The sequence below is a fragment of the Bacteroides sp. 2201st1_D9_2201SCRN_220225 genome, from assembly GCF_040928965.1.
Taxonomy (GTDB): Bacteria; Bacteroidota; Bacteroidia; order Bacteroidales; family Bacteroidaceae; genus Bacteroides; species Bacteroides stercoris.
Genome location: NZ_JBCODG010000005.1, coordinates 41,214 through 64,865 on the forward strand (window position 1 = coordinate 41,214; position 23,652 = coordinate 64,865).

At 43.7% G+C, this 23,652-nt stretch carries 18 protein-coding genes and 2 pseudogenes; 8 read left to right on the forward strand and 12 right to left on the reverse strand.

Features of this window, described 5'->3' with window-relative positions:
• Positions 1-143 precede the first annotated feature (143 nt).
• The 4 genes from AB5903_RS02565 to AB5903_RS02580 all read right to left on the reverse strand — a co-directional run bounded on the left by AB5903_RS02565 (position 144) and on the right by AB5903_RS02580 (position 4,269).
• Positions 144-740 carry an epoxyqueuosine reductase QueH gene (locus AB5903_RS02565; RefSeq protein ID WP_060385495.1) on the reverse strand — a complete coding sequence of 199 codons (597 nt, stop codon included), beginning with the start codon at positions 738-740 and terminating at the stop codon, positions 144-146.
• A gap of 14 nt (positions 741-754) precedes the next feature.
• Positions 755-1,939 (reverse strand): DUF5009 domain-containing protein, encoded by a 1,185-nt coding sequence (locus AB5903_RS02570; protein WP_195657815.1) that lies wholly within the window; start codon positions 1,937-1,939, stop codon positions 755-757.
• 137 nt (positions 1,940-2,076) lie between these two features.
• The gene (uxuA, locus tag AB5903_RS02575; RefSeq protein WP_195657816.1) at positions 2,077-3,249 is read right to left on the reverse strand and encodes a mannonate dehydratase; all 1,173 of its coding nucleotides are present in this window, start codon (positions 3,247-3,249) and stop codon (positions 2,077-2,079) included.
• 210 nt (positions 3,250-3,459) lie between these two features.
• Positions 3,460-4,269 (reverse strand): SDR family oxidoreductase, encoded by an 810-nt coding sequence (locus AB5903_RS02580; RefSeq protein ID WP_195657817.1) that lies wholly within the window; start codon positions 4,267-4,269, stop codon positions 3,460-3,462.
• A gap of 409 nt (positions 4,270-4,678) precedes the next feature.
• Between AB5903_RS02580 and AB5903_RS02585 the strand changes: the two genes are divergently transcribed.
• Together AB5903_RS02585 and AB5903_RS02590 are read left to right on the forward strand one after the other, a co-directional pair.
• Positions 4,679-5,908 (forward strand): site-specific integrase, encoded by a 1,230-nt coding sequence (locus AB5903_RS02585; RefSeq protein WP_195657818.1) that lies wholly within the window; start codon positions 4,679-4,681, stop codon positions 5,906-5,908.
• Positions 5,905-6,276 (forward strand): hypothetical protein, encoded by a 372-nt coding sequence (locus AB5903_RS02590; protein WP_178269907.1) that lies wholly within the window; start codon positions 5,905-5,907, stop codon positions 6,274-6,276. Before AB5903_RS02585 ends, AB5903_RS02590 begins: the two co-directional genes overlap by 4 nt.
• Here AB5903_RS02590 and AB5903_RS02595 read toward each other — a convergent pair.
• The gene (locus AB5903_RS02595) at positions 6,273-6,422 is read right to left on the reverse strand and encodes a hypothetical protein (protein WP_178269908.1); all 150 of its coding nucleotides are present in this window, start codon (positions 6,420-6,422) and stop codon (positions 6,273-6,275) included. The genes AB5903_RS02590 and AB5903_RS02595 overlap by 4 nt on opposite strands.
• A 418-nt stretch (positions 6,423-6,840) precedes the next feature.
• On the opposite strand from AB5903_RS02595, the gene AB5903_RS02600 reads away from it, so the two are divergent.
• From AB5903_RS02600 to AB5903_RS02625, 6 genes and pseudogenes are all read left to right on the forward strand, one after another.
• A complete protein-coding gene (locus AB5903_RS02600; protein ID WP_178269909.1) occupies positions 6,841-7,158 on the forward strand; it encodes a hypothetical protein in 318 nt (105 codons plus the stop codon).
• Positions 7,159-7,312: 154 nt separating this feature from the next.
• Positions 7,313-8,683 carry a MobV family relaxase gene (mobV, locus tag AB5903_RS02605; protein WP_178269910.1) on the forward strand — a complete coding sequence of 457 codons (1,371 nt, stop codon included), beginning with the start codon at positions 7,313-7,315 and terminating at the stop codon, positions 8,681-8,683.
• A 98-nt stretch (positions 8,684-8,781) separates the two neighbouring features.
• Complete coding sequence (locus tag AB5903_RS02610; protein WP_178269911.1) at positions 8,782-10,410, forward strand: WG repeat-containing protein; 1,629 nt, start codon at positions 8,782-8,784, stop codon at positions 10,408-10,410.
• Positions 10,407-10,976, forward strand: a complete 570-nt coding sequence (locus AB5903_RS02615) for an immunoglobulin-like domain-containing protein (protein WP_118034411.1) — start codon at positions 10,407-10,409, stop codon at positions 10,974-10,976. Before AB5903_RS02610 ends, AB5903_RS02615 begins: the two co-directional genes overlap by 4 nt.
• A gap of 4 nt (positions 10,977-10,980) precedes the next feature.
• Positions 10,981-11,673 carry an SIMPL domain-containing protein gene (locus tag AB5903_RS02620; RefSeq protein ID WP_118034412.1) on the forward strand — a complete coding sequence of 231 codons (693 nt, stop codon included), beginning with the start codon at positions 10,981-10,983 and terminating at the stop codon, positions 11,671-11,673.
• A 216-nt stretch (positions 11,674-11,889) separates the two neighbouring features.
• Positions 11,890-12,334, forward strand: a pseudogene (locus AB5903_RS02625) (transposase); the annotation flags it as partial.
• On the opposite strand, the pseudogene AB5903_RS02630 reads toward AB5903_RS02625, so the two are convergent.
• The 7 genes and pseudogenes from AB5903_RS02630 to AB5903_RS02660 all read right to left on the reverse strand — a co-directional run.
• Positions 12,320-12,677: pseudogene (locus tag AB5903_RS02630) on the reverse strand (epoxyqueuosine reductase QueH); the annotation flags it as partial. The pseudogenes AB5903_RS02625 and AB5903_RS02630 sit on opposite strands and share 15 nt — an antisense overlap.
• 81 nt (positions 12,678-12,758) lie before the next feature.
• On the reverse strand, positions 12,759-14,252 hold the full coding sequence (gene bas-suc, locus AB5903_RS02635; protein ID WP_016661020.1) for a 3-succinylated cholic acid synthase: 1,494 nt from the start codon (positions 14,250-14,252) through the stop codon (positions 12,759-12,761).
• Positions 14,253-14,271: 19 nt separating this feature from the next.
• Positions 14,272-15,645, reverse strand: coding sequence for a glucoamylase family protein (locus tag AB5903_RS02640; RefSeq protein WP_016661021.1), 1,374 nt, complete (start codon positions 15,643-15,645; stop codon positions 14,272-14,274).
• 2 nt (positions 15,646-15,647) lie between these two features.
• Entirely contained in the window at positions 15,648-16,508 is an 861-nt protein-coding gene (locus AB5903_RS02645) for an endonuclease/exonuclease/phosphatase family protein (RefSeq protein ID WP_016661022.1), read from the reverse strand.
• Positions 16,509-16,514: 6 nt separating this feature from the next.
• Complete coding sequence (gene bglX, locus AB5903_RS02650; RefSeq protein ID WP_217733688.1) at positions 16,515-18,869, reverse strand: beta-glucosidase BglX; 2,355 nt, start codon at positions 18,867-18,869, stop codon at positions 16,515-16,517.
• A gap of 67 nt (positions 18,870-18,936) precedes the next feature.
• Entirely contained in the window at positions 18,937-20,403 is a 1,467-nt protein-coding gene (locus AB5903_RS02655; RefSeq protein ID WP_016661024.1) for a RagB/SusD family nutrient uptake outer membrane protein, read from the reverse strand.
• A 60-nt stretch (positions 20,404-20,463) separates the two neighbouring features.
• Positions 20,464-23,532 (reverse strand): TonB-dependent receptor, encoded by a 3,069-nt coding sequence (locus AB5903_RS02660; protein WP_034535829.1) that lies wholly within the window; start codon positions 23,530-23,532, stop codon positions 20,464-20,466.
• Positions 23,533-23,652 lie beyond the last annotated feature (120 nt).

The window sequence follows — 23,652 nt, forward strand, 5'->3', positions numbered from 1 at the left end:
CGTTAGACGGATGTTGCCCTTTCGTCAGACATCTGTTATCTTTTCGTCAGACAGTTGTTGAACGAAAGGGTAACAACTGTCTGACGAATTAGGATGTGTGGTCCGGCTGCTTGTTTTTGGAATCTCCCTTTACTAAAAATACCTTATTCCCGCTTATTCTCTTCAGGCTGTTCCAACCGCTTTCTGCTGAATTCACAGCCGCAGTACAGTTGGTTATAGAAGTCATACTCTTTGAGGAGCTGGTTGCGGCGGTCTTGCAATCCGCCTTTCCGCCAGTTCTGTTCCCAAAAGATTGTACCGGGATAAAGGGCGGCTGCCCGTTTTCCCGCTTCGTTTATCTGGTCGAGGCTTTTCCAACGCGAAGATGCGAGGGTAGTGGTAAAGACAGAGAAGCCGTGTTCGGAAGCATAGCGTGCCGTTTCCGTCAGGCGTAATGTAAAGCATTTCAGGCAACGGCTGCCTCGTTCCGGTTCGTTTTCCAGTCCCAGCATTGTGTTCCGCCAGTGGGTATAATCGTAATCCGCATCGATGAAATCGAGGTTTTGGGACGTTACGAAACGAACGGCTTCCTGCTTTCTTATCTCATATTCCTCTTGCGGATAGATGTTGGGATTACAATAAAACACTGTCGGGCGGATGCCGTTTGCCAGCAGGCATTCAATGATGGCGGAGGAACAGGGAGCACAGCAGGAATGGAGCAGAACTCTGTCTTCGCCGTTGGGAGTTTGAATTTTCAACATAGTCATGAAGTATTTTAAACTTTCAGTTTTATTTTGCCTTTCACCAGCAGTCCTGTCAACTGTACGATGATGATGGAGAAGACAAGCGATTTGAGCAGTCCCGGTACACTGCTTCCCAATGCTTCCGGATAAGCCCAGCCGGCTAATTGCTGGACGGAGTACCATATATAGGGAAGAATGTAACAAGTGAGCGTTGCCGTTCCTGCGGGTTTGATTATATCGAACCGGTTGGTTTTGCCCTTTACATCGGTCAGCCAATAGAAAAAGCCGAATAACGGGAAGAAGGCGGCAAGACAATAAAACAGCCAGGACGGGGTAGCCTGTATCTTGGAGATAATCCAGTATGGATGCGAAACCAGTGCAAGAATCAACATGCCGGCACCAAGGATGCAGAGCATACCGATGAATTTGCCCGGGTGTTCGCGATTGGCGTAGCGTTGCATGAGCAAGGAGGTCAGCAGGCCCGACATTCCGAATGCGTGCAGCGTCCAGTCACTGGGAATGAAAGGCAGCAACAGGATACGGCTTCCGTACTCTTCCGGGATAAGGCCGGAATGGCTGATTACAGCGAGCGTTATCACTGCAAACCATGCAACCGCGTTTTTACGCAGGCTTTCGCGGGTGAACAGATAGATACCGGCACATACGGCATATGTCCAGCCTATAAGACCGAGGATTCCCCACCAACTTGTATGGAACGGTTTCCCGTTGAGGTCTTTATAAATAACCAGCGTTGCAAGCAATACCACGCCTGCCACTTTCATTACGGTGAAAAGGGCTTTTTTTGTACCTTCGGCCTTTGGATATACTCCCCATGTCAGGAAGAAACCGATTACCATAAGGATAGTAAACCAGGAATGGGAAAGACCGCCTTCAATGCCGCCGCTGTTAAGCGAGAACAGCCCCATGGCAATGAGCGCCACCGTACGCCAGAATATATGTGCAATGACCTGTGTGGTTGTATCACCCTTTTTATAACGGTTCTGTATGGCAAAGGATACTGACATGCCCATGCAGAACAGAAAGGCCGGGAAGATGGTATCGGAAAATCCCAGCATATCCTCATCGGCAGCGGCGTGCATCAGCCAGTGAGGAACATTCTTCAAACCGGGAATGTCGTTTACGAAGAGCATAAGGAACATGGTGAGTGCGCGGAATACATCTACCGCAGCCACTCGTTGGAGTGTTAAGTTTTTCATGATAAATCTGTTTTGGGGGTTCAAGGGGCAAATATAGGAAAGAATTTCTCAATATGGGGTATCAGGTTATAAAAAAGCCATTCAATCGCAGTATCATTGCAGTTGAATGGCTTTTAGCACGTTTTTAAAGGAATTCCTTATTCAAACAAGGATTTGGCGATTCCCATTTCCAGTCCTCTCAGCTCTGCCAATCCTCTCAGACGGCCGATGCAGGAGTACCCCGGGTTGGTTTTCTTCTTCAAGTCATCCACCATCTGGTGACCGTGGTCGGGACGCATCGGAATGGAAACCTTACGGCGCTGCTGCAGCTCGAGGAAAGCCTTCATCACATGGTACATATCGACGTTGCCTTCCAGATGGTTGGCTTCGTAGAAGTTGCCTTCCTCATCGCGTTGCGTGCTGCGCAGGTGCACGAAGTTGATGCGGTCGCCGAACTGCTCTATCAGGGCGGCACAGTCATTGGCGCTGCTTACGCCCAAAGAACCGGTGCACAGGCACAGACCGTTGCTCTTGTTGGGAACAGCGTCAATCAGAGCCTGGAAATCGGCGCCACAGCTCATGATACGCGGCAGGCCCAGGATTGAGCAGGGCGGGTCGTCCGGATGGATCACCAGCTCGACGCCGGCCTCGTCGGCAACGGGACAGATTTCGCTGAGGAAATATATCAGGTTGGAGCGCAGCTTTTCGGGGGTGATATCCTTATAGCGGTCAAGCTCTTTCTGGAACTGCTCCAAGGTAAAGCTCTCTTCCGAACCGGGCAGGCCGGCAATCATGTTGTGTACCAGCAACTGCCTGTCGTCTTCCGTCATCTGCTCGAAGCGGGCTTTGGCCCTGGCCTTTTCCGCGTCGGTGTAATCGGCTTCCGCACCGGGGCGCTTCAGCAGGAAGAGGTCGAAAGCGATGAAGGCCGCGCGTTCGAAGCGCAGGGCGCGGCTGCCGTCGGGAAGCTCGTAGGCAAGGTCGGTACGCGTCCAGTCCAGTACGGGCATGAAGTTGTACGTCACGATGTTCACACCGCATTTGCCGAGGTTGCGCAGGCTTTCCTTGTAGTTGTCGATATACCGTTGGAAATCTCCGGTCTGCGTCTTGATGTGCTCGTGTACGGGTACGCTTTCAACGACCGACCAGCGGAGACCTGCGGCTTCAATCATCTCCTTGCGTTTCATGATTTCTTCCACCGTCCACACCTCGCCGTTGGGGATGTGGTGCAGGGCGTTCACGATGCCGGTGGCTCCGGCCTGTCTGATGTCCCATAGGCTGACGGGGTCGTTAGGACCGTACCAGCGCCAGGTTTGTTCACAAAGTATCATATTGTAATGGTATAAGTTTATAAAGTATATGTCTGTCTATTATGAATGAGGATGTACCAAAATACACTTGATGATTTCTTTTTTAGGCACGGATTACACGGATAGACACGGATTTATTTTATCCCTTTTCCGTGAAATCCGTGTAATCCGCCCTAAAAAAGAAACAAATAGCCAGTGAGTTTTAGTTTTGGCATACCCTCACGGATTTCATCAGATGGAGAATGCGTCGAAACCGCCGTCCACCACCGAGAGTGCCCCGGTCACGAAGCTGGAAGCATCACTGATGAGGTAGTGGATGGTTCCGAACAGTTCTTCCGGTTCGGCAAAGCGTCCGCATGGAGTGTGGGCGATGATGGTCTTTGCACGGTCTGTGTACGAACCGTCGGGGTTGGTGAGCAGCGCACGGTTCTGGTTGGTGAGCAGGAATCCCGGAACAATGGCGTTCACGCGGAGTTCGGGGCTGAATTTGGTTGCCAGTTCGGTCGCCATATAGCGTGTATAATTGCCGATGGCCGCTTTGGCGGAACCGTAACCTACCACGCGCGTCAGCGGACGAAGGGCGGATTCGGAGCAGAAATTAACGATGGCGCCTTTCTTGTTCTTTGCCATGACGTCTACGAACACCATGGTGGGAAGCACCGTACCGAAGAGGTTCAGGTCTACCACTTTGCGGAATGCGTCCACATCGAGGTCGAGCACGGTCTTGTCCGGAGCGATGGTAGCGCCCGGCATGTTGCCGCCTGCAGCGTTCAGCAGCACATCGATAGTGCCGAAGTGTTCGAGGATGGCTTTCTTGTTTTCTTCCAGCACTTCCTTGTTCAGTACGTCGGTTACGAGAAACAGGGCTTCGGACTTTCGGTTAAGTTCGGCTTCCAGTTCCCTGCCTGCCTCTTCCACACGGTCCAGAATCACGATTTTAGCTCCTTGCTCGGCCAGATAGTTGGCGATGTTTTTTCCTAAAATGCCACAACCGCCTGTTATGACGATTACTTTGTTTTTAATGTCGAATAAGTTTTTCATAATTTATGTATTTAATGTCAGTTCGATATTATTCAATAAATATCTTATTGAATAATAGGAATATAGAGAAAAAGTATTAAATTTATAGTATTTAATTATAACATTTAAACGATTACCGCTATGTTCCCAAAGTCCAAAATTACGCAAAATCTCTGGAATATCCGCCGAATTGCAGCAGATTAACGCAACAGGATTTGATAATTAGGGAGTTAGAAGAAAAACGCAGAAGTTGGGCAGACAGTTGAAAACCGTCTTAAAGCAGATTAAAGCAAAAGAACGGTTTCCTAATCATTACCCGATGAAAGTGCAGATTTAACAATCCCTGTTTCATTTTGCGGCGTTCTGCGCAGCTTTGCTTATCAATAGGTAACTCGTTGATTTATAGTTTTGCAACCAAAAAGAAACGAGTATGGCAAGAAGCACATTCAAGGTGCTGTTCTACGTGAACGGCAGTAAGGAAAAGAACGGAATTGTCCCCATCATGGGACGAGTTACAATCAACGGAACGGTAGCACAGTTCAGCTGCAAGCGAGCTATCCCGAAAGAGCTTTGGGATGCCAAAGGGAACAAGGCAAAGGGCAAGAGTATGGAAGCGAGGGAAACCAATCTTGCGCTTGACAACATCAAGGCTCAAATCATCAAGCATTACCAGCGCATATCCGACCGTGAAGCCTATGTAACGGCAGAAATGGTACGCAATGCCTATCAGGGATTGGGCGGTGAGTATGAAACGTTGCTCGGTGCTTTCGACAAGGAAAATGAAGTGTTCAAGAAGCGTGTCGGAAAAGACAGGGGCAGGGCAACCTATATGGCAAGGGTACGGGCAAGAAACCATGTGGCGGCATTCATCAGGTCACATTACAAGCGGAACGACATCTCCATGCCTGAACTTACGCCCGACTTCATCAAGGAGTTCGCCGTGTTCCTTTCCAACGAAGCCGGACTGCACAACGGTTCGATATGGGAAAACTGCATGTGGCTGAAAGGTGTGGTGATGCGGGCGCATTTCAACGGACATATACCGAGGAATCCGTTTGCCCAGTTCCATATAAGCCCGAACACGAAAGAGCGTGAATATCTGACGGAGAATGAGTTAAAAACATTGATGGAATTTCAGTTCAAAGACCCCAAGAACTCCTATCTCCGTGATATTTTTGTTTTCGCCAGTTTTACCGCCCTCTCATTCGTGGATATAAAGGAATTAAGCAACGACCAGATTGTGGAAGTGAACGGTGAGAAATGGATTATTTCCAAACGACACAAGACGGGTGTACCGTTTCAGGTGAAGCTGCTGGATATTCCCTTGCAGATAATCGAGCGTTACAAGGCTTTTCAGGAAAACAATCTTGTATTCCCCAATCTCAACTATTGGTCAATATGCAAGCGTATGGGAAAGATGATAAAGGAATGCGGCATCACCAAGAAAATCAGCTTTCATTGCTCAAGGCACGGGTTTGCGACCCTGGCTCTCAGCAAAGGGATGCCAATCGAGAGCGTCAGCCGTATTTTGGGGCATACGAACATTGAGACCACGCAAATCTATGCGAAGATAACCGTGCAGAAATTGGATAATGACCTCACGATGCTGGGCGACAAACTGAGCAAATCATTCGGAAACGTGAAAATGGCAGGGATATGAAACGGGAAATAATCACAACGGACAGCTATGGTAGAATTACCATACCATCCGATACAGGTAATATATGGATGAATGAAATGGAGCTGGTAGAGCTGTTCGGGGTAATCGCCCCGACGCTCCGTGCCGCCATTCGTGCCGTGTACAAGTGTAGAGTTTTTAATCCTCTTGAAGCTGAAAAACGTATCAAGCTGCCCAACGGCTATTATGCGGACATGTATGCCTTGCCGATGGTGGTGGCACTCGCTTTCCGCATTGACACGTCAGGTGCCGCAACGGTTCGCAATGCACTGCTGGAAAGATTGTGCCGCCGAAAAGAAAAACAAGTCCTGCTGGTGTCAATGAATAACAGGATGTCGAATGAATGTTAGAATGAACTTTTTATGTTCAGCCATTTGATGATTAACGGTTTAATCTGACGTAGTGACGACATGAAGTCATTAAATCCGTTAATCAGTGCGTCAGTCAATCTGTAATTATCTGCAACAACCAGTCCCCGAAGAAGTGCATATTCCACGACTTCGGGCTTTTTTATCTCCTTTTACCTGAAAGAGCCACCCGTTTATACTGCATTTTCTTTTTGCATGACCTGTTTTGCGCCGTTCCGCATAGATTTGCGTATCAAGATTTTACCGACACTTCCGTAGCTTTGCAATCATGTTTAACCCGTTGCCGACAGAATGTAGGCAGCACTAAAACCTGTATCAAGAACATGAAGAAAAAAAGAAATCATTTGCGTAGGTACAACTCTCTACAAGATTGTAAATCGGGATTGTCATTATTCACCGATAAGAGGAATAGGACGTTACTACACAATAAACAAAACACAACTGGAAAAATTCTGATATTTTGATGAAATGATGAAAGTATATATAAACATAAAGAGAAACAGCAACTTACGTCTTCATCAACCTTTCAACAAGAGAATCGGGCTGATGAAAAGAGAAAGGACACACCGCACTCTACATCACTTTTCTTTTGGCGAGCGGTTTGATGAAACAATGATGAATGTATATCATTATGGTTATCAGTCTATTATCCTATCAACTCATCAATTCATCGGATTTTTATCCACCAACAAGTCTGCCGGACATACGAACGGAAGGAAATGCCACTATCCGCAGGCTGGTCTGACATCCGACCTACCTGCTGTCCGACCAGCCGACAAGGAAAGGCGTATCATATCAAAAGGTCTGCCTATACCGCTGGTACTCTCACAGGCTTTTGAGAACAGAAAAGCCATAGCTCATTAGGGCATTTTCTTTACGCAGTGCAAGCACAGCTAAAAACGCCCCAATGAGCCAACGGGGTTACACCCCTCTGGACACCCCCGTTTGCCATGCGGCATGACCGCAGCAGACGGGAACCAACAAACCAATTTGTCAAACCTGAAAACGAAAAACAAGCATGGGATATATAAGCATTCAAATCAACAAAGCGAAAGGCTCGGCTGACACGGGCGCATCCGACCACATAGAACGTAAGACCATACCCAAGAACGCAGACCCTACACGTACACATCTCAACCGTGAACTGGTGGAGTTTCCCGATGGAGTGTCCGACCGTACCGAAGCAATAAGCCACCGTATCCGTACGGCAGGCATCAAACGTAAGATAACCCCCGACCAAGTACGGGCAATCAGAATCGTGCTTTCGGGTACGCACGAGGATATGATGAAAATACAGGACGAGGGCAGACTTGACGAATGGTGTGATGACAACCTTCAATGGCTTCATCGCACCTTCGGCAAGGAAAATACCGTTTCGGCAGTCCTGCACATGGATGAGCACACACCGCACATTCATGCCACTGTTGTACCGATAGTAACAGGAGAGCGCAGGAAAGCCAAGAAAAAGCAGACGGAAGGTAAACGCTCGTACCGCAAGAAAGCCAATACCGTGCGCCTGTGTGCCGATGACGTGCTGACACGTGATAAACTCGTTGCCTACCACGACAGTTACGCAAAAGCAATGGAGAAATATGGCTTGCAACGTGGTGTGCGTGGCTCGGAAGCACGCCATACGACAACCGCCCAATACTACCGTGATTTGAAACGGCATACGGGAGAACTGGAAGCCAACGTGCAGCAGTTGCAGACCGAACAGCGACAGGCGGAACAACAGCTTGACGAAGTGAAACGGGAAATCAAGTCGGAGAAGCTGGAAGCCGCCAAGACGGAAGCTAAGACCGCACTTGTGGCAAAGGTCGGCTCTCTTTTCGGCAGCGGCAAACTCAAGGAGTTGGAAGCCGACAATCATGCCCTGCAAAGCGAGGTTGCAGCCCGTGACGAGAGAATAGAACTATTGCAGCAACAGATTGAGTGGCAGCAGGAGGAACACAACCGCCAGCTTATGGAAATGCAAGCCAAGCATCGGAAGGAAATAACGGACAAGGAAGCGGAACACCAAAAGAAGGTATCATTTTTGAAATCCATCATTTCAAAAGCCCAAACATGGTTTCCGCTGTTCCAAGAATTGGTGTATATGGAGAAGTTCTGCCTTAAAGTCGGTTTCAACGAGAGGCAGACCGCTACGCTCATCAGTGGCAAGCCGCTATTCTACGAGGGCGAACTCTATTCGGAGGAACACAAACGGAAGTTCAAGACCGAGAAGGCTGGCTTCCAAATGGTGAAAGACCCGAAAGACAGCTCTAAACTTGCACTTGCCATCAACGGGCAATTGATTGGTGAATGGTTCAGGGAGCAGTTCGATAGGCTATACGCATCCATGCGAAAGACTGTCATATCACCTCGAAGCAGGAAAAGTCTTCGACAATAAGAGTTAATTTGCTTAAACCTAACGGGAAAGGAATAGTCTAATAATTGATTAGGTTATTCCTTTTCGCTATTTTTGTCATATTATCAATGTATCGTGTCATGAAAAGATTCTTCGCCTTCATACTTTTACTTGCGACCGTCTGTGTTGTCCAAGCACAAGAAAACACCGTTCAGGGAGACACGCTTGTCTTATTGGAAAACAAAATCTGGCGGGCAAAATTGCCGGACGAAAAACAATATGTCACGGAAATGGAGTTTCGCGACCATGTTTGGAGGTCTACATTCTTGTACAAGGGGAAAACAGACACGATTGAAACCTCCTACGGGATATGCGGTGATACCATCAAAACGTATGACCGTAAACAATATAAAATACTCGAACTCACAGACAGTACACTGGTTATCCTTTACTTGCCGGAAAGGATGACAATAGGTGTTGGGGCGGTGAAATACATCAATATCGTTAATTCGCCTGCAAAGATGCGTGAGAATGAAAATCGGCTGGACAGTATCTGGCGCAAAGAGGACATCTGGAACAAGGGCATTGCCTCAATATCCGGAAAGCCAATCAAAGACTTGTCAACCATAGAGCCTCCCCGATGGGCGAAATGGGATTACGATTTGGAGAAATATTACACTTCCCAAATGGTTTATCCCGAAGAGCTATTGAAGAAGAACCAAGCCGGATATTCCGTAGTTATGTTCTCTATCGATACATTAGGGTTATCGCGCGGCATTAATATATTGACCACCATACATAAAAAATTCGACAAAGAAGTTATCCGACTGACAAGGGAATTGCCGCATTGCTTACCATGCAGGGATAAGGACGGCAAGCGGATGGAATGTTTCTATACGGTGTATGTGCCTTTCTTGCCCCAACACTATAGGGATAGGATAAAGGCGGACAGCATTGCGGAAGAAGAATTGAAACAGTGCTTCGTTGAATGGGAAACAGTCGCTTATTTCCAAGAAGCGAAGCCGTGGTCTGCACAAGAGTATATCACCCAACGGCTGGTATATGACCCAGCGCTGTTGGGGGACAAGAAGCAGGTGAGAGGCATCTATACGGTGCGGATTAACTCGTATGGGGAAGTATATGAAGCCAAAACCCTGCGAAGCTGTAGCATTGAAGATTGGGATAATCAAGTATTGAACATCATCAGAAAGATGCCCCGCTGGATGCCTACCATCAATTACTACGGGAAAGGAGAATATAGGGAATCTGTATGGACTATACCTATAATTTTTAAGAAGGACAGGTGTTTGATTGCCCACACAACTGAAGAACGTCTTGAGGTCGATGTCCCTATATGCTATTTGAATGAACAAGGCGATACCATTGTGCCATACGGCAAATACAAATTCTGCGAAACAGACACTATACGGGACATCGGTTTTGTGTATGAGAACAAGCAGGACGCACGGATTGTTTGCATAAACAATCAAGGCCAAGAATTGTTCTCTGTGTTCAAATGCGATAACGGACCCGATTATATCCGTGAAGGACTTTTCCGTATCACGGATGAGAACGAACTGATAGGTTTTGCCGATTCTTTGGGCAATGTAGTCATTGAACCTCAATTCAAATTTGCTTTCCCATTCAAGAACGGCAAAGCAAAAGTTACATTTACAGGAGAAGAGAAAGCGATATTTGACGGAGAGCATCGCGAATGGGTAAGTGATAAATGGCAATATATTAACAAGAAAGGAGAGATTATACAATGAGAACTATAATTTTAGTAGCAATGTTATCAAGTGCCGTTTGCCTGAGTTGCACCAACAAGCGGCAACAGTTCCAGCCGGAAGCAACACCGGACAAAGAATTGGCTATCATTGGAGGAAACGATACGGTTACAAGCATCCAAGTTGTATCAGCGGATAAAGACACCGTCATCTATGATACGCCAGAGTGTTACCTTTGGTATGTCGAAGATTTGTCGGACAAGTACAAAGACAAACCAGTTTCCATGTGGACGGAATGTTCTGTTTATGGGGAGAATGTACAAATCGTTAATGTGTTCGTTGCAAACCCGACACCTGTTTCGCTGATGTATGGAAGAGGTTGGAAATTAGAACAATGGAACGGGAAAGAATGGGGTATAGCTAAAACAAAAGGTGACAGAAGTTGGTTTGATGATGGGTTTAACAAGCAAAAAGCACCTTTATTGTATTGCTTTCGTTTCCCCGTCGGCAGGTACTATTATCTTCCCAAAGGGAAATACCGGATATGTAAATCGTTCTCCGCGAAAAGAGAGTATATAGAATTAAGTGCAGAATTTGAAATCAAATAGCTTTATGAAAACAAGATTATCAGTATTCATTATCAGTCTATTGGCAACCTTTTCCTTGCAAGCGCAAACCAATGAACGGTACATTGAAGTGACAGGTACATCGGAAATAGAAATTGTACCCGACAGAATCCATTATCTGATTGAAATCCGTGAATACTTCGAGGAAGAATTCGACGGGAAATCGAAGCCCGAAGAATACCGCACCAAAGTGCCTTTGGCAGAGATAGAACAAGGATTGAGAGAAGCCATTGCCCAAGCAGGCATCCCACAAAATGCTATCCGGACAGAAGAAATCGGCGATTATTGGCGGCAGCAAGGGCAGGACTTCTTGGTTTCCAAGAAGTTTGATATTACACTGACCGACTTCAATCAGATAAATGAAATCGTCAAGCACATTGATACGAAAGGTATCCACACCATGCGCATCGGTGAATTGGAGAACAAGGATATACTTGCCTATCACCAAAAGGGGAAGATTGAAGCACTGAAAGCCGCTCAACGGAAAGCAACCTATTTGGTGGAGGCGTTGGGTAAGAGACTGGGTAACGTGATACGTATTGTAGAAGAAGGGAGCAGCAATAATATGTTCCCGTTTGCACAAAGCAATGTCCTGTCATCCGATGCTTCTTCATTCGACAACTTCCGCACCATCAAGAAAAAATATTCCATGCTGGTACGTTTTGAAATCATTGATTAAATGTAAGGCGGACGAAAGGAAAATGCCATATTCTTCTTTTCGTCCGCTTTATTTGTGTATATTTGCATCCGTAAGAGTTACCCAAACAAGCAAAGCGATGCAGACCACGGCAATTAGAACGGTTGCCAAATCATTACCCCAAAACAAGGTAATCCTTCTAACTTGTTTAATATCAAATAGCTATATTCCTTATACAGATTTACAGAAATTTATTATATGGCAGATGATTTCTGTAAGGAATTTGCATGGTGACAAGAAAAATATATGGTAAAAGACAGTAACCGCAAGCATTGTAACAAACAGAACCGGATGAGTGATATTGAGATTATAACCATTCTTATTTTATTTCATCCTGGTGATTTCAGATGCTTCAGCCCTTATTATAAGGGGGATGCCTGTAAACGTTTGAAACAGTTGTTTGCATGTTTAGTTTCCTACAATTGTTTTGTTGAACTGAGAGAGGAAGTGTTCCATGAACTGCTTATTTGGGTTCAAGTTGTATCTGATTATCAATGATAAGGAGGAAATTCTTAATTTCATGTTCACTTCGGGAAATGCAGATGAACGTGAACCTCTAAAGCAAAGCAAGTTCTTAGAGAATATAAAAGGAAAATTATGTGTTGATAAGGGATATATCGGACAGAACTTGTTTAATTTGTTCGAGGTTTTTCCATAGTGAAGAGGCCAGGATAGTGGCGAAGACGGAGAAATCGTAGCTGGCAGCATAACGTGCCGTTTCTGTAAGATGTAGGTTGAAGCATTTTAGGCAGCAATTGCTACGTTTTGGTTCTTTTTCCAGTCCGTGGATAGCTACCAGCTAACCTTCGTAGTCATAGTGAGCATTGATGAAATCAAGATTTTAATCTGTTACAAAACGGATTGCTTCTTATTTCTCCTCTCTTGTAAATATTGAGATTGCGGTAAAACACAGTAGGGGGTATGTTGTTGGCCAATATGCACTCTATGATGGCAGAAGAACAGGGAGTGCAGTAAGAATGTAGCAATACCCTGTTTTCTGCGTTGGGAGTTTGAATTTGAGCATATCGAAAATTTCCTCTCTGTGGGTAAAGATACGTTTTTATGTATTAGAATTTACCTTTAAGAATGGTTTCATTTGTAGAAAAATTTTCTTTTACAGTTAATGTTACATTGTTACCGTTGAAATGAAATGTGATGTCAAGAGCGCTAATCCAATCTACATAATGTACTTTTAGCTGTAAGTCGTCTGTCGGTAGCCATGCATAACTACCTGCTACGTGGAAAGTCTTTTCAAGCCCGTTAAAGCTACCTACAGGTGTAATGGAATAGGGTGGGTATGCATTGATTGTACCTGTTAACCACTGTTTGTAACCAAAGGGTAGGATATGGCTTGTCCCATTTTTATCATCAATTTTCAAATTCACTTCTTTGGGGCCGAATAATAAATGTAGATGTTGCCAGCCGTATCGGTTCGTTTCAAGGGTAATGGTTCGGTTGGCATAAGCAGTTGCCAATGGTGATTGTTTTTTTCCTTGTACTGTGGGAAGTGTATAGCTTATTTGCTTCTTTTTCAATCGAGCATAGGCCTTCCCTGGTATAAGTGCTTGGTTCTTTATGGCAGACAGTAGTTTGTTCCATACTAATCTGCGCTGATTACGGCCGTTTATTAGCGTACATTCTGTAATGACAACTACCATGTCTTCTTTCGGCATGATGAGTACGTATTGCCCTAATGCGCCATCGGCCCGTACAGCACCAGGATAGTCGCACAGCCACATCTGATAGCCATAGTCTTCATCTCCCGCTTCCATTTGCTTGCTTGTCATTTGTTTTATCCATGATGACGATAGCAGTTGTTTGCCTTTCCACTTGCCTTGATTTAGGAGTAATAGACCGAACTTGGCAAGTGATTCACTTTGTATGTGTAGGCCCCATCCACCTGTATGAATTCCTTCTGGACTGATTTCCCATGCAACTTCTTTGATATTCATTGGATTAAAAAGCTTTAGTTTCAAATAGTCCAACAGTGTCATGCCAGTTACTTTTTGTATAATAGCAGAAAGCACATAGGTACTGATAGAATCATATTCAAACTGCACTCCAGGGGTTTTCACAGGTTTGGCAAGAAAGGTGGATAACCAGTTTGTACAAACGTTGCGCATATTCCAATCGGGTGTGATACCAGAAGTCATTGTAAGTAGATGGCGTACAGTTATGTTAGATAAGTTCTCTGAAACGGAGTCCGGTAATTGTTCTGGAAAGAAAGAAACAACGCGATCAGTCAGTCTTAGACGGTTATCTGCAATGGCTAATCCTACGGCTGCGCCCACAAAGGTTTTGGAGCAAGAGTACATTGTATGGCGATATTCAGGTGCGAAAGGAGTTGGATAAATTTCACCTATCACTTTGCCATGACGTAGCACAATGACACTATGGATGTCTGTGTGTGGTAAAGCTGTCAAGGAATCGAATAGCGTGATGACTGCTTCGGATGGAACACCTTCGGCTTCTGGGATAGAGCGTTGTAATTCATTGGTTTGTGCCAATAAAGATGTATGCACAAGCATACATAGAGTGAGTAAGACAAGATTGATTTTCATGATGTTAAATTGGGGTATGTTAGTTTTCTATTGAAAAACCTAATTTTTGTAATCCTTTTTGTATGTCAGGATGGCTCATGAATAATTTCCATAGCAATCCGCTGCGATAATTTTCTATCATAACTGCAATAGGCCCTTGGTCTATGGCAAGGTAACGTTGTGGGTACCAATTGTCCGTCTCGCTGAAAGCATCGTAGAATCCATATGGGCCGAACACTTTTTCACCCATTTCATAGAGATGGCGCATTACTTGTAGCGAATACTCTGGGGTATAGACAATGGAGGAGAGGGCAGCTGTAGGAGAAATTACCCCTTTGTCATCGTGCTCATTGGGTGCATGTGCCGCATACCCGTTCACGGAGTAACTAGCTGTCAGTCCCCAACAGTCGCTACCAAATCCTTTATGGCATTTAGGATTGCGGATGCAGTAGGCCCGGTTGGCAAGTGTCAAATTTTTCATTTCATTAAAGTAATCAGAGCAATATTTGTCTTTTAATTTTGTGGGGTTGAGGCCAAGGAAAGAGTATTGTGCCCAAAAAAGAGGTCCGGCTTTGGAGTCTTGATAACGTAAATTCAGTTCTATATTTTCCACTTTGTGAGGACTGAGGATAGCTCCGTTCTCTGCCCATCCTTCGTGGTAGACTTTTGGTGGTATTCCGTGCGTTGGCGAGGCGGCTGCAAGTATGTACATGATGAGACATTCGTTGTAACCATGTATAGGGAAGTTCATCTCCCATGCATATTGGGGACTCCAGTGCCAATAGAGAACATTTTGTCCGTTTTGTCGGTAGAAATTCCAGTCTACTTCACGCCATAGCTGGTCAATACGTGTAGCAAGTGAAAGTTCTCTTTCTGTCAGAGCCTTTTCAGTTGGAGTTTGTCTTGAGCTGTCTTTGTTCACATAATATTGATGTACAGTTAGGAGGGCTTGCATGATGAAAGCTGTTTCCACAAGATCTCCTCCGTTGTCTTTTTGTCCGAAAGGTTTTACTTTACCAGTGTCTCCATGCCACCAATGAGGATAGACTCCTTGGAAGCGATCGGCTGTTTCAAGGAAGGTGATGATGCGTTCCATGCGTTTTAAACCTTCTTCGCGGGTGACATAACCACGATCGATGCCAGCTAATATTGCCATGATGCCGAAACCACTTCCTCCGGAAGTTACTATATTTTGGTCGTTCTCAGGATAGATACCGTCCATGTGGATACGTTCGCGTGCAAGTCCGCTGTTGGGTTCCGCTCCTTCCCAAAAGTAGCGGAAAGTGCGGTGTTGTACAGTATCCAGCAATGCTTCGTCGCTCAGTTGGTTTTTGGCTTGCTTAGCTGTAATATTTGTACATTGGGAGAATCCTAATAATAGGTAGCAGAATAAAAGAGAATATAGGATATTCATAATTATTTGAAAGCTAATTTGACAAGTATAGGATAGTGATCAGAAAGAAAACCATTATTGGGCTCGTCCTGAATGACTCGGTAACGGTTTACTTCGATATTATCAGTAGTAAATATATAATCAAGTAGCGTGCATTCCTCTTTTGTTAAGCGGCCGAAGTCGTGGAATGACCAAGAAGGGCCATAAGTTACATTTGCAGTTTTTAGAGAGTTCTTCATGCCATTTTCTTCTAACACTTGTAGTGGTGTTTCATCAGGAGTACAGTTGAAATCTCCGGTGAGGATGGCAGGTATATGCGGAGCAATTTCTTTTATTTTTTGTACAATGAGTCGAGCACTTTCTTTGCGTGCTATTTTTCCGTCATTGTCAAGATGGGTATTGAAAAAGACAAGTTCCTTTCCATTTCTTTTTTCTTTTAATATGGCCCAAGTAGTGATACGGTTATAAGACGCATCCCATCCTTTTATACCTATAGAATCAGGATGTTCGCTGAGTGCGAAATTACCGTTTTTTAGGAGAGTGAACCGATTTGGATTGAAGAATATCGGACAGTATTCACCGGCTTCTTTTCCATCGTCTCGTCCTACGCCTAAGGCTGTATACTGAGGAAGACCCTGTTTCAGGTCTTCCATTTGGTTATGACATACTTCTTGCATACCTAATAGATCGGGATGATAGTAAGTAATCATTTGATAAACATTCTCTTTACGGTACTTCCAGTTGTTGGCACTGTCTGAAGGGGCATCCAGACGTATGTTAAATGTCATTACTTCCACCGATTTGTCGGTGGAAGTATACTGATTTTTGCAACAACACAGTGATAGAAGACCACTGAAGCAGAGTAGAAAAATATAATGTTTCATTTTTTGTTATTTTAATGTCAATCTTGCAGTTTTTGTAGCCTGACTACTTCCACCAATGAATATATCAAATTCACCCGGTTCGGTTACTTGCTTCAGGTCATAGTCATAGAATCGGAGCAAATCAGCTGTAATTTTGAAAGAAACAGTCTTACTTTCTCCCGCTTTGAGGAATATTTTTTTAAATCCTTTCAGTTCGCGTACTGGTCGGGTGATACTTCCCACAAGATCCCGAATGTAAAGTTGTACAACTTCTGCTCCATCGTATTTCCCACTGTTTGTAACTTGGATTGTAGCTGTTATTGTTTCGTTTTGTTTCATGGTTGGGGTGTTCAGTACAATATCTCCATATTGGAAAGTTGTGTATGATAGACCGTAGCCGAAAGGATAGAGCGCATCATTATCTACATCCAAATAGTTGCTGCGGAATTTTTCGAACCATTTCCCATTTTGTAGAGGGCGTCCTGTGTTTTTATGATTGTAAAACAAGGGGATTTGCCCTACATTTTTAGGGAAAGTCATGGTCAGTTTTCCACTAGGATTGACATCACCGAATAATACATCTCCAATTGCATAGGCTGCTTCACTTCCACCGAACCATACATTCAGTATAGCGGGTACATTTTTATGTTCCCAGGTCAGTGTTAATGGACGTCCAGTAAAAAGGGTAAGTATCACGGGCTTACCTGTCTTCAGTAGGGCTTCCAATAAAGTTCGTTGTACGTCTGGGAGGTTAAGATTAGTACGACAGGAACTTTCACCACTCATTTCGGAACTTTCGCCTAAAGCAGCTACAATGACGTCTGCATTATTAGCTACTTTCAGCGCTTCGTCTAGCATTTCTTGGTTCGTCCGCTGGTCGCGATTCAGCGAACGCCCGAACATAGTAGCGCGCTCTTCATAAGCTGCATCGTTTATAAGGTTACTTCCTTTAGCATGGATTACGTTCACTTTGCCTGCCAACATTTCCTTCAGTCCTTCATATAAGGATGGGTAGTCATTGAGCCGGGCTGCTACGCTCCATGTACCTGGCATATTGCTACGAGTGTTTCCTAATGGACCAATAACAGCAACTGTACCTTCTTTCTTGAGTGGAAGAAGGGGAGAAAGGGAGTGGGTAGTCGTGCCGTTTTTGTCTATTTTATTAAAAGGTTCGTTTTTTAATAGTACGAAACTTTCGGCAGCTATTCGCCGGGCAGCCTTTCGATGAGCTTTTGTAAAAATGTCGCGTGTAGGGCGTTTTAAATCACAGTATTTGTAGGGATTATCAAACAGCCCCAATTTGTATTTGGCTTCAAGGATACGTCGGCAAGCCGTATTTAAGGTTTCCATACTTATTTTTCCTTGTACAAGAGATTGTTTGAGAGTCCCTATGAATCCTTCACTTACCATGTCCATGTCTACACCTGCATTGAGGGCCCGTGCAGAAACGGTTTGTAGATCTCCTATGCCATGTGCTACCATTTCGGATATACCAGTGAAATCTGTTACAACAAATCCATTGAAGTTCCATTGTCGACGAAGTACATCAGTCATCAGCCAGTGATTGGCAGTTGCGGGTATGCCATCTACTTCATTGAAGGATGCCATGACACTACTAACTCCAGCCTCTACAGCGGCTTGATAAGGGTATAAGTATTCGTTAAACATGCGATTACGACTCATGTCTACAGTATTATAGTCTCGTCCGGCCTCCCCTGCTCCATAAAGGGCAAAGTGTTTAACACAAGCCATAATTTCGTCATCGCGTTGAAGCTGTTGTTCATTGTTTGCTCCTTGATAGCCTAGTACCATCGCTCGCGCTATTGCTCCACCTAAAAAGGGGTCTTCTCCATTACCTTCGCTAACGCGTCCCCAGCGTGGATCTCTACTGATATCTACCATTGGACTGAATGTCCAACAGATGCCATCAGCACTAGCTTCTACAGCAGCAATACGTGCTGATTCTTGAATAGCTGCCAAATTCCAACTACATGAAAGTCCTAGAGGAATGGGAAATATGGTTTCATAACCATGTACCACATCCATGCCAAAAAGTAGAGGGATACCTAATCGTGAGTTCTCTACGGCTAGTTTTTGTACTTCGCGTATTTTATCTACTCCTTTCAGATTGAGTACTCCACCTACTAGACCTTGCTCTATTTGTCGGGCTACGCCGCTGTTACGGGCCTGCCCAGTGGTGATTTCACCGGTGACGGGCAGGTTTAACTGGCCTATTTTCTCCTCTATGGTCATTTTTTTCATCAGTTCTGTTACGAACTTGTCCATTTCCTGAGGTGTACTTTTCAGGCTATTTTTTCCCGGCATTGCAATTGCCATGAGTGTGGATAGAGAAAAGGCTATAAATAATATTCTTTTTTTCATATCTTATAACTTGAAATATATCAAGTGAAAATAGATTGTTATACTATATAGATTTTGCCAATGAGGCTTATTCGTCTTTTGGTTCTTTTAATAAATCGGGAGTCTGAGTGTATTGGTTGAAAGGAAGTGGCAAAAGAGCTTTGTCTTCAGACCATCCTACCAATTCTGTCTTTGCTAGGCCCGTGCGTACAAGGTCGTTATAGCGTTCGCCCCATTCGCATACTAACTCCATACGACGTTCATCGATGACTTGTTCAAAGGTTACATTCTTAAGTTCGGGCATTTTGGCACGTCTTCTGACTTCATTGAAAGGATTGTCACCACTTTTGCCATTTTTAATTTTAGCTTCTGCATTCATCAATAGTACATCGGCATAACGGAAGATTCGTACATTGTTGTTTGTACCATATTTTGTTCGTCCCGGAGTCAATTGGTTGGTCGGCGTATAGGCCTTTCCATTCCAGCAGTCTGTTTTTGCAGAATTGATCTGTGGCTTGATCACGTCACCGTCTGGAGTTGTAGAGCCTGCTAACAAGAATGATGTTGTGGCACGCACAGTTTCGCCACGTTCGTAAGCCCAATCACGGAAGGACTTCAAAATGCCACAATCCCCCCATCCATTGATATTGCTACCGGAATTATTGGGACCTTGGCAAGTGAACCACTCTCCTGGATCGATTAAGTCACCGGAACCATTGCCAAAATCGGTCATTTGGCATTCGAATATGGATTCGTCACAAAGTTTTCCTGGAATTTTGAACAACTGATAGAAGTCTGGATAGAGTGTAAACTTTCCGTTCTTGATGATGTCGTCTGTTAATTCCTCCACCTTGGTATAGTTAGCTTGATTCAGATGAATCTTGGCAGCTAACATTGCAGCAGAGAAAGCTGTTACAGCTCCTTTATGTTCACTTTGATTAGGACGGATACGTGGCATATTGTCCATGCCGTATTGCAAATCTTCTAAAGCATATTTATAGACTGCATTGACGGTGGAACGGCTCAAATCGGTTTGATTATTGTCACGAAGGATAGTAACCGCTCCAAATGCCTGAACTAGACGATAATAGGCGTAAGCGCGCATAAACATTACTTCACCTCGATATTGCTTATAGGTTTTCATATCGTCGTCATTAGTTATGTTTTCGGCATATAGGTCTAATGACTCGATGGCTGCATTGGCTGTTTTGATGATATTATAGTATTGCATCCATAATTCATTGATTCCCCAAAAAGAATCATTATATTTATATTCGCTTAGGTTGTAGTAGTCGCTACCATTCCATTGACCACTGAATACGTCTTGGTCGCGAATGGTAGTGATTTCCCATATAACCCAGTGAAGACCACTAGTACGAATCTTAGCATATACACCTGATACAGGTTGATACATATTACTTAAATTGGTATAGTCTACTTTTTCTTCTGGTACCTTTCCTTCTGGTTCTTTGTCCAGAAAATCATTACAAGACGCGAATGACAACACCATTAAGGCGGATATTATATATACAAAGGGTTTTATTAATGTTTTCATTAGTTCTAGTTTATTGATATTTTTACTAAGTAAGTGTCTTCGTAGGGGAGCATATCTTTTTTAGAAATCAAATCTTACCCCAAAAGTATAAGATGATGTCAGAGGATATACTTCAGTATCCCAGCCCTCGCTGTCGGATAACTCAGGAGAGAATGAGTTCGCTTTAAAAGTAGTGAACGGTCGGTCAGCTGTGAGGCTCAGACGTATTCCCGGCATAATATAGTTGCCTAATTTGAGATTGCGGAATGTATAGCCGAGCGTAATATTCTGAATGCGGAAGAAATCAGCACTTTCCACAAAGTAAGAACTGTATTTTTGGTCACTTACATTCCATGGTTTAAGTAAGGCGGCAGCCGATGGATTAGAGTTGGTAGAGCCTGGGCCTGTCCAACGATCCTCGTATTGAGCGCGGTCAAAGTTATAGTTTTGAGAAGAATAACGAAGCGCACGTTTACGATTGAACATTTGAGCACCGGTTTGTCCATAGGTAGTCAACTGGAAGTCGAGATTCTTGTAGTTGAGTCCAAGGTTTATTCCATAAGTGAAGTTGGGAATATATGAGCCTAATGTGGTGCGGTCATTACCGTCTAGAACTTTGTTGCCATCAAGGTCAGCATATTTTAGATCACCTGGTACGCAACCATTGGCTACAGCAATGGGGTCGGCGGCAATTTCCTCATCTGTTTGATAAACGCCTATCATCTTGAAACCATAAAATGAATTCATTTCTTTGCCTACAATATTTACAGTTTTTCCTCCTCTAATGATTTTGTTGTCACCCAAATCTTTTACTCGATTTCTTAGGGTGGAGATATTTATACCTATGTTATAGGAAAAATCTTTGCCGATTTTGTCATTCCAATTGGCACTTATATCAATACCTGAGTTTAGAATCTTACCATAGTTCCCGGCTAAAGTCGTGGTACTGAATGGAAGGAGCGGTGCAATTACAGCATTGCTTGTCATGCGATGGTAATAGTCAAAGTCAATATTCAAACGATTGTTCAGAGTGATAAAGTTTATACCTGCATTCCATTCCTCTACTACTTCCCATTTTAACCAACTAAAGTAGGTCGTGTTTTGGTATCCTGCTAGAGTAGTGTTTCCAAAGACTCCAGACGCGTCATTGCCGGTAGCAATTGAGGCGAATCCATCACTTGCTGCTACATGGTCATTACCTAGTTTACCCCAGCTAGCACGTAACTTTAGAAAATCGGCCCATTTCTGACCTTTCATAAAAGGTTCTTCTGAGAGAACCCAAGCTGCACCAACTGAAGGGAAGTAACCCCAATGTTCCTGATATTTGCTGGAACCATCGGCGCGCATAGTGAACATTAACAGATATTTGTCATCATAATTATAATTCAAACGAGTAAAGTAAGAGATACCTCTGTAGCAGTAACCATCGTCTTTTATGGTAGCACCTGCAGCATCACCATTTTTAATGTACCAATATTCATCTGCACCTTCGGGAACGTTACTTGCTTTACCTTCGAACATACGCCATTGTTCCTGACGCATAGAATAACCTGCCATAGCACCGAATTTGTGTTTACCCCATTGGTTATTATAGGTCAGAGTGTTGTCCCAAATATAGTTATAGTATTTATTTTCATTTTTTGTAAGTTGGGTTGTTGCTGATTGTTGCCAACTGCTAACGTAGTATTTGGGAGTGAACTCACGACCCTGAGTGGATAGGAAACTATAAGAATAATTTGTTTTGAAATTAAGTTTGTTTGGAATAAAATCAATCTGTGCATAGAAGTTACTTAAAACTTGATAGTTCTCTTTGCTTGAATCAAAATATTTGGCTGTTGCAATGGGATTGTAAAAATTTGATGTATAACCTATTGCATCTGGAGATCCAAATTTGTCAGGAAAGCCTTTGTCGTTATTTTCATCATAAAGAGCTACAATCGGTGGGCAGTTGAAGGCTTTCTGCCATGCTTGATTATTAGGCACTTGCTGGGTAGAATTACTGAATACACCATTGAATCCGACTTTCAGCCAATTGGCAGCGTCATAGTCGACAGAACCACGAAAGTTCATACGCTTGTAGTTGTTGTCAATGTTCATGATACCGTCTTGATATAAGTAGCTTGCACCTACAGAATAAACGGCTTTATCAGAACCGCCATTTATATTTAAACTGTGGTTTGTGATAACTGCAGTACGTAGAAGTTGATCATACCAATTGTTGTCAGCACCGAATGTCCAATTGTGAAAATCAGTGTCGGCATAGCTACCTCCATATTTATCAATAGATTGTTTGAAATGTGCTTGATAAGCATCATAATTTCCTTCAAGAAGCATGGTGGCGTATTCGTGCGCATTGCACAACTCAAGGACATTGGATGCTTTTTGAATACCGACATATCCGTCATAGGTGATTTTTGCTTTTTGGTTACGTGCTCCTTTTTTAGTAGTGATAAGTACTACACCGTTTGCAGCGCGTACACCGTATATAGCTGCAGCTGAAGCATCTTTCAAGATTGACATTTCTTGAATATCAGCGTTGTTCAAGAAGTTGATGTTATCGTAAAACATCCCGTCTACAACAAATAAGGGCTTACTATTGGAAAAAGAACCAATGCCGCGAATTTGTACAGTAGGCCCTTCTCCCGGTGCACCATTATTTACAATGTTGACGCCTGGTACTTTTCCCTGAAGAGCTGCCATCGGTGTGGTAGATGGTACTGAAGTTAGTGTTTCTCCCTTTACAACGGTAATAGGAGCAGTTAAATCTTTGGCTTTTGCTGCACCATAACCTATTACGATTATTTCTTCAAGTTGTTGTGAGTCTTCTTTTAAAATGATATTGATGGTAGATTGTCCATTGACTTTTATCTCTTGTGTCAGCATTCCAATATAGCTTACGACTAAGGTTGCATTTTCTGGTACATGGTTCAATGTATACTTTCCATTTAAATCAGTAACTACACCATTATTGGTGCCTTGTACGAGAATAGATACACCTATAAGAGCTTCACCGGAAATATCGGTTACAGTACCTATTACATTTTTTGTTTGGGCTAATGTAGATGTGGCTATTATTAGCAGACATGTCATTAGGAATAAACTTTTAAGATAAGAGACTCGTCTTAAAAGAAGATGTGGTTCTTTCTTCATTGCATTAATTTTTAGTGGATAACATTTGTTTTTTTAATTGATTTTTGCCCTGCGCAGTGCTTTAATTCAATTTTAGACAAATGTATGACTTGTGATATCTGAAAACAAAAAAACACCCTC

Excerpts from the sequence above, each read along its gene's own strand:
- AB5903_RS02610 (WP_178269911.1), top strand. The coding sequence starts at position 8,782 with ATGAAAAGATTCTTCGCCTTCATACTTTTACTTGCGACCGTCTGTGTT.
- uxuA (WP_195657816.1), bottom strand. The coding sequence starts at position 3,249 with ATGATACTTTGTGAACAAACCTGGCGCTGGTACGGTCCTAACGACCCC.
- AB5903_RS02620 (WP_118034412.1), top strand. The coding sequence starts at position 10,981 with ATGAAAACAAGATTATCAGTATTCATTATCAGTCTATTGGCAACCTTT.
- AB5903_RS02660 (WP_034535829.1), bottom strand. The coding sequence starts at position 23,532 with ATGAAGAAAGAACCACATCTTCTTTTAAGACGAGTCTCTTATCTTAAA.
- bas-suc (WP_016661020.1), bottom strand. The coding sequence starts at position 14,252 with ATGAAAATCAATCTTGTCTTACTCACTCTATGTATGCTTGTGCATACA.
- mobV (WP_178269910.1), top strand. The coding sequence starts at position 7,313 with ATGGGATATATAAGCATTCAAATCAACAAAGCGAAAGGCTCGGCTGAC.
- AB5903_RS02655 (WP_016661024.1), bottom strand. The coding sequence starts at position 20,403 with ATGAAAACATTAATAAAACCCTTTGTATATATAATATCCGCCTTAATG.
- AB5903_RS02590 (WP_178269907.1), top strand. The coding sequence starts at position 5,905 with ATGAAACGGGAAATAATCACAACGGACAGCTATGGTAGAATTACCATA.
- AB5903_RS02615 (WP_118034411.1), top strand. The coding sequence starts at position 10,407 with ATGAGAACTATAATTTTAGTAGCAATGTTATCAAGTGCCGTTTGCCTG.
- AB5903_RS02565 (WP_060385495.1), bottom strand. The coding sequence starts at position 740 with ATGTTGAAAATTCAAACTCCCAACGGCGAAGACAGAGTTCTGCTCCAT.
- AB5903_RS02600 (WP_178269909.1), top strand. The coding sequence starts at position 6,841 with ATGAAAAGAGAAAGGACACACCGCACTCTACATCACTTTTCTTTTGGC.
- bglX (WP_217733688.1), bottom strand. The coding sequence starts at position 18,869 with ATGAAAAAAAGAATATTATTTATAGCCTTTTCTCTATCCACACTCATG.
- AB5903_RS02645 (WP_016661022.1), bottom strand. The coding sequence starts at position 16,508 with ATGAAACATTATATTTTTCTACTCTGCTTCAGTGGTCTTCTATCACTG.
- AB5903_RS02570 (WP_195657815.1), bottom strand. The coding sequence starts at position 1,939 with ATGAAAAACTTAACACTCCAACGAGTGGCTGCGGTAGATGTATTCCGC.
- AB5903_RS02640 (WP_016661021.1), bottom strand. The coding sequence starts at position 15,645 with ATGAATATCCTATATTCTCTTTTATTCTGCTACCTATTATTAGGATTC.
- AB5903_RS02580 (WP_195657817.1), bottom strand. The coding sequence starts at position 4,269 with ATGAAAAACTTATTCGACATTAAAAACAAAGTAATCGTCATAACAGGC.
- AB5903_RS02585 (WP_195657818.1), top strand. The coding sequence starts at position 4,679 with ATGGCAAGAAGCACATTCAAGGTGCTGTTCTACGTGAACGGCAGTAAG.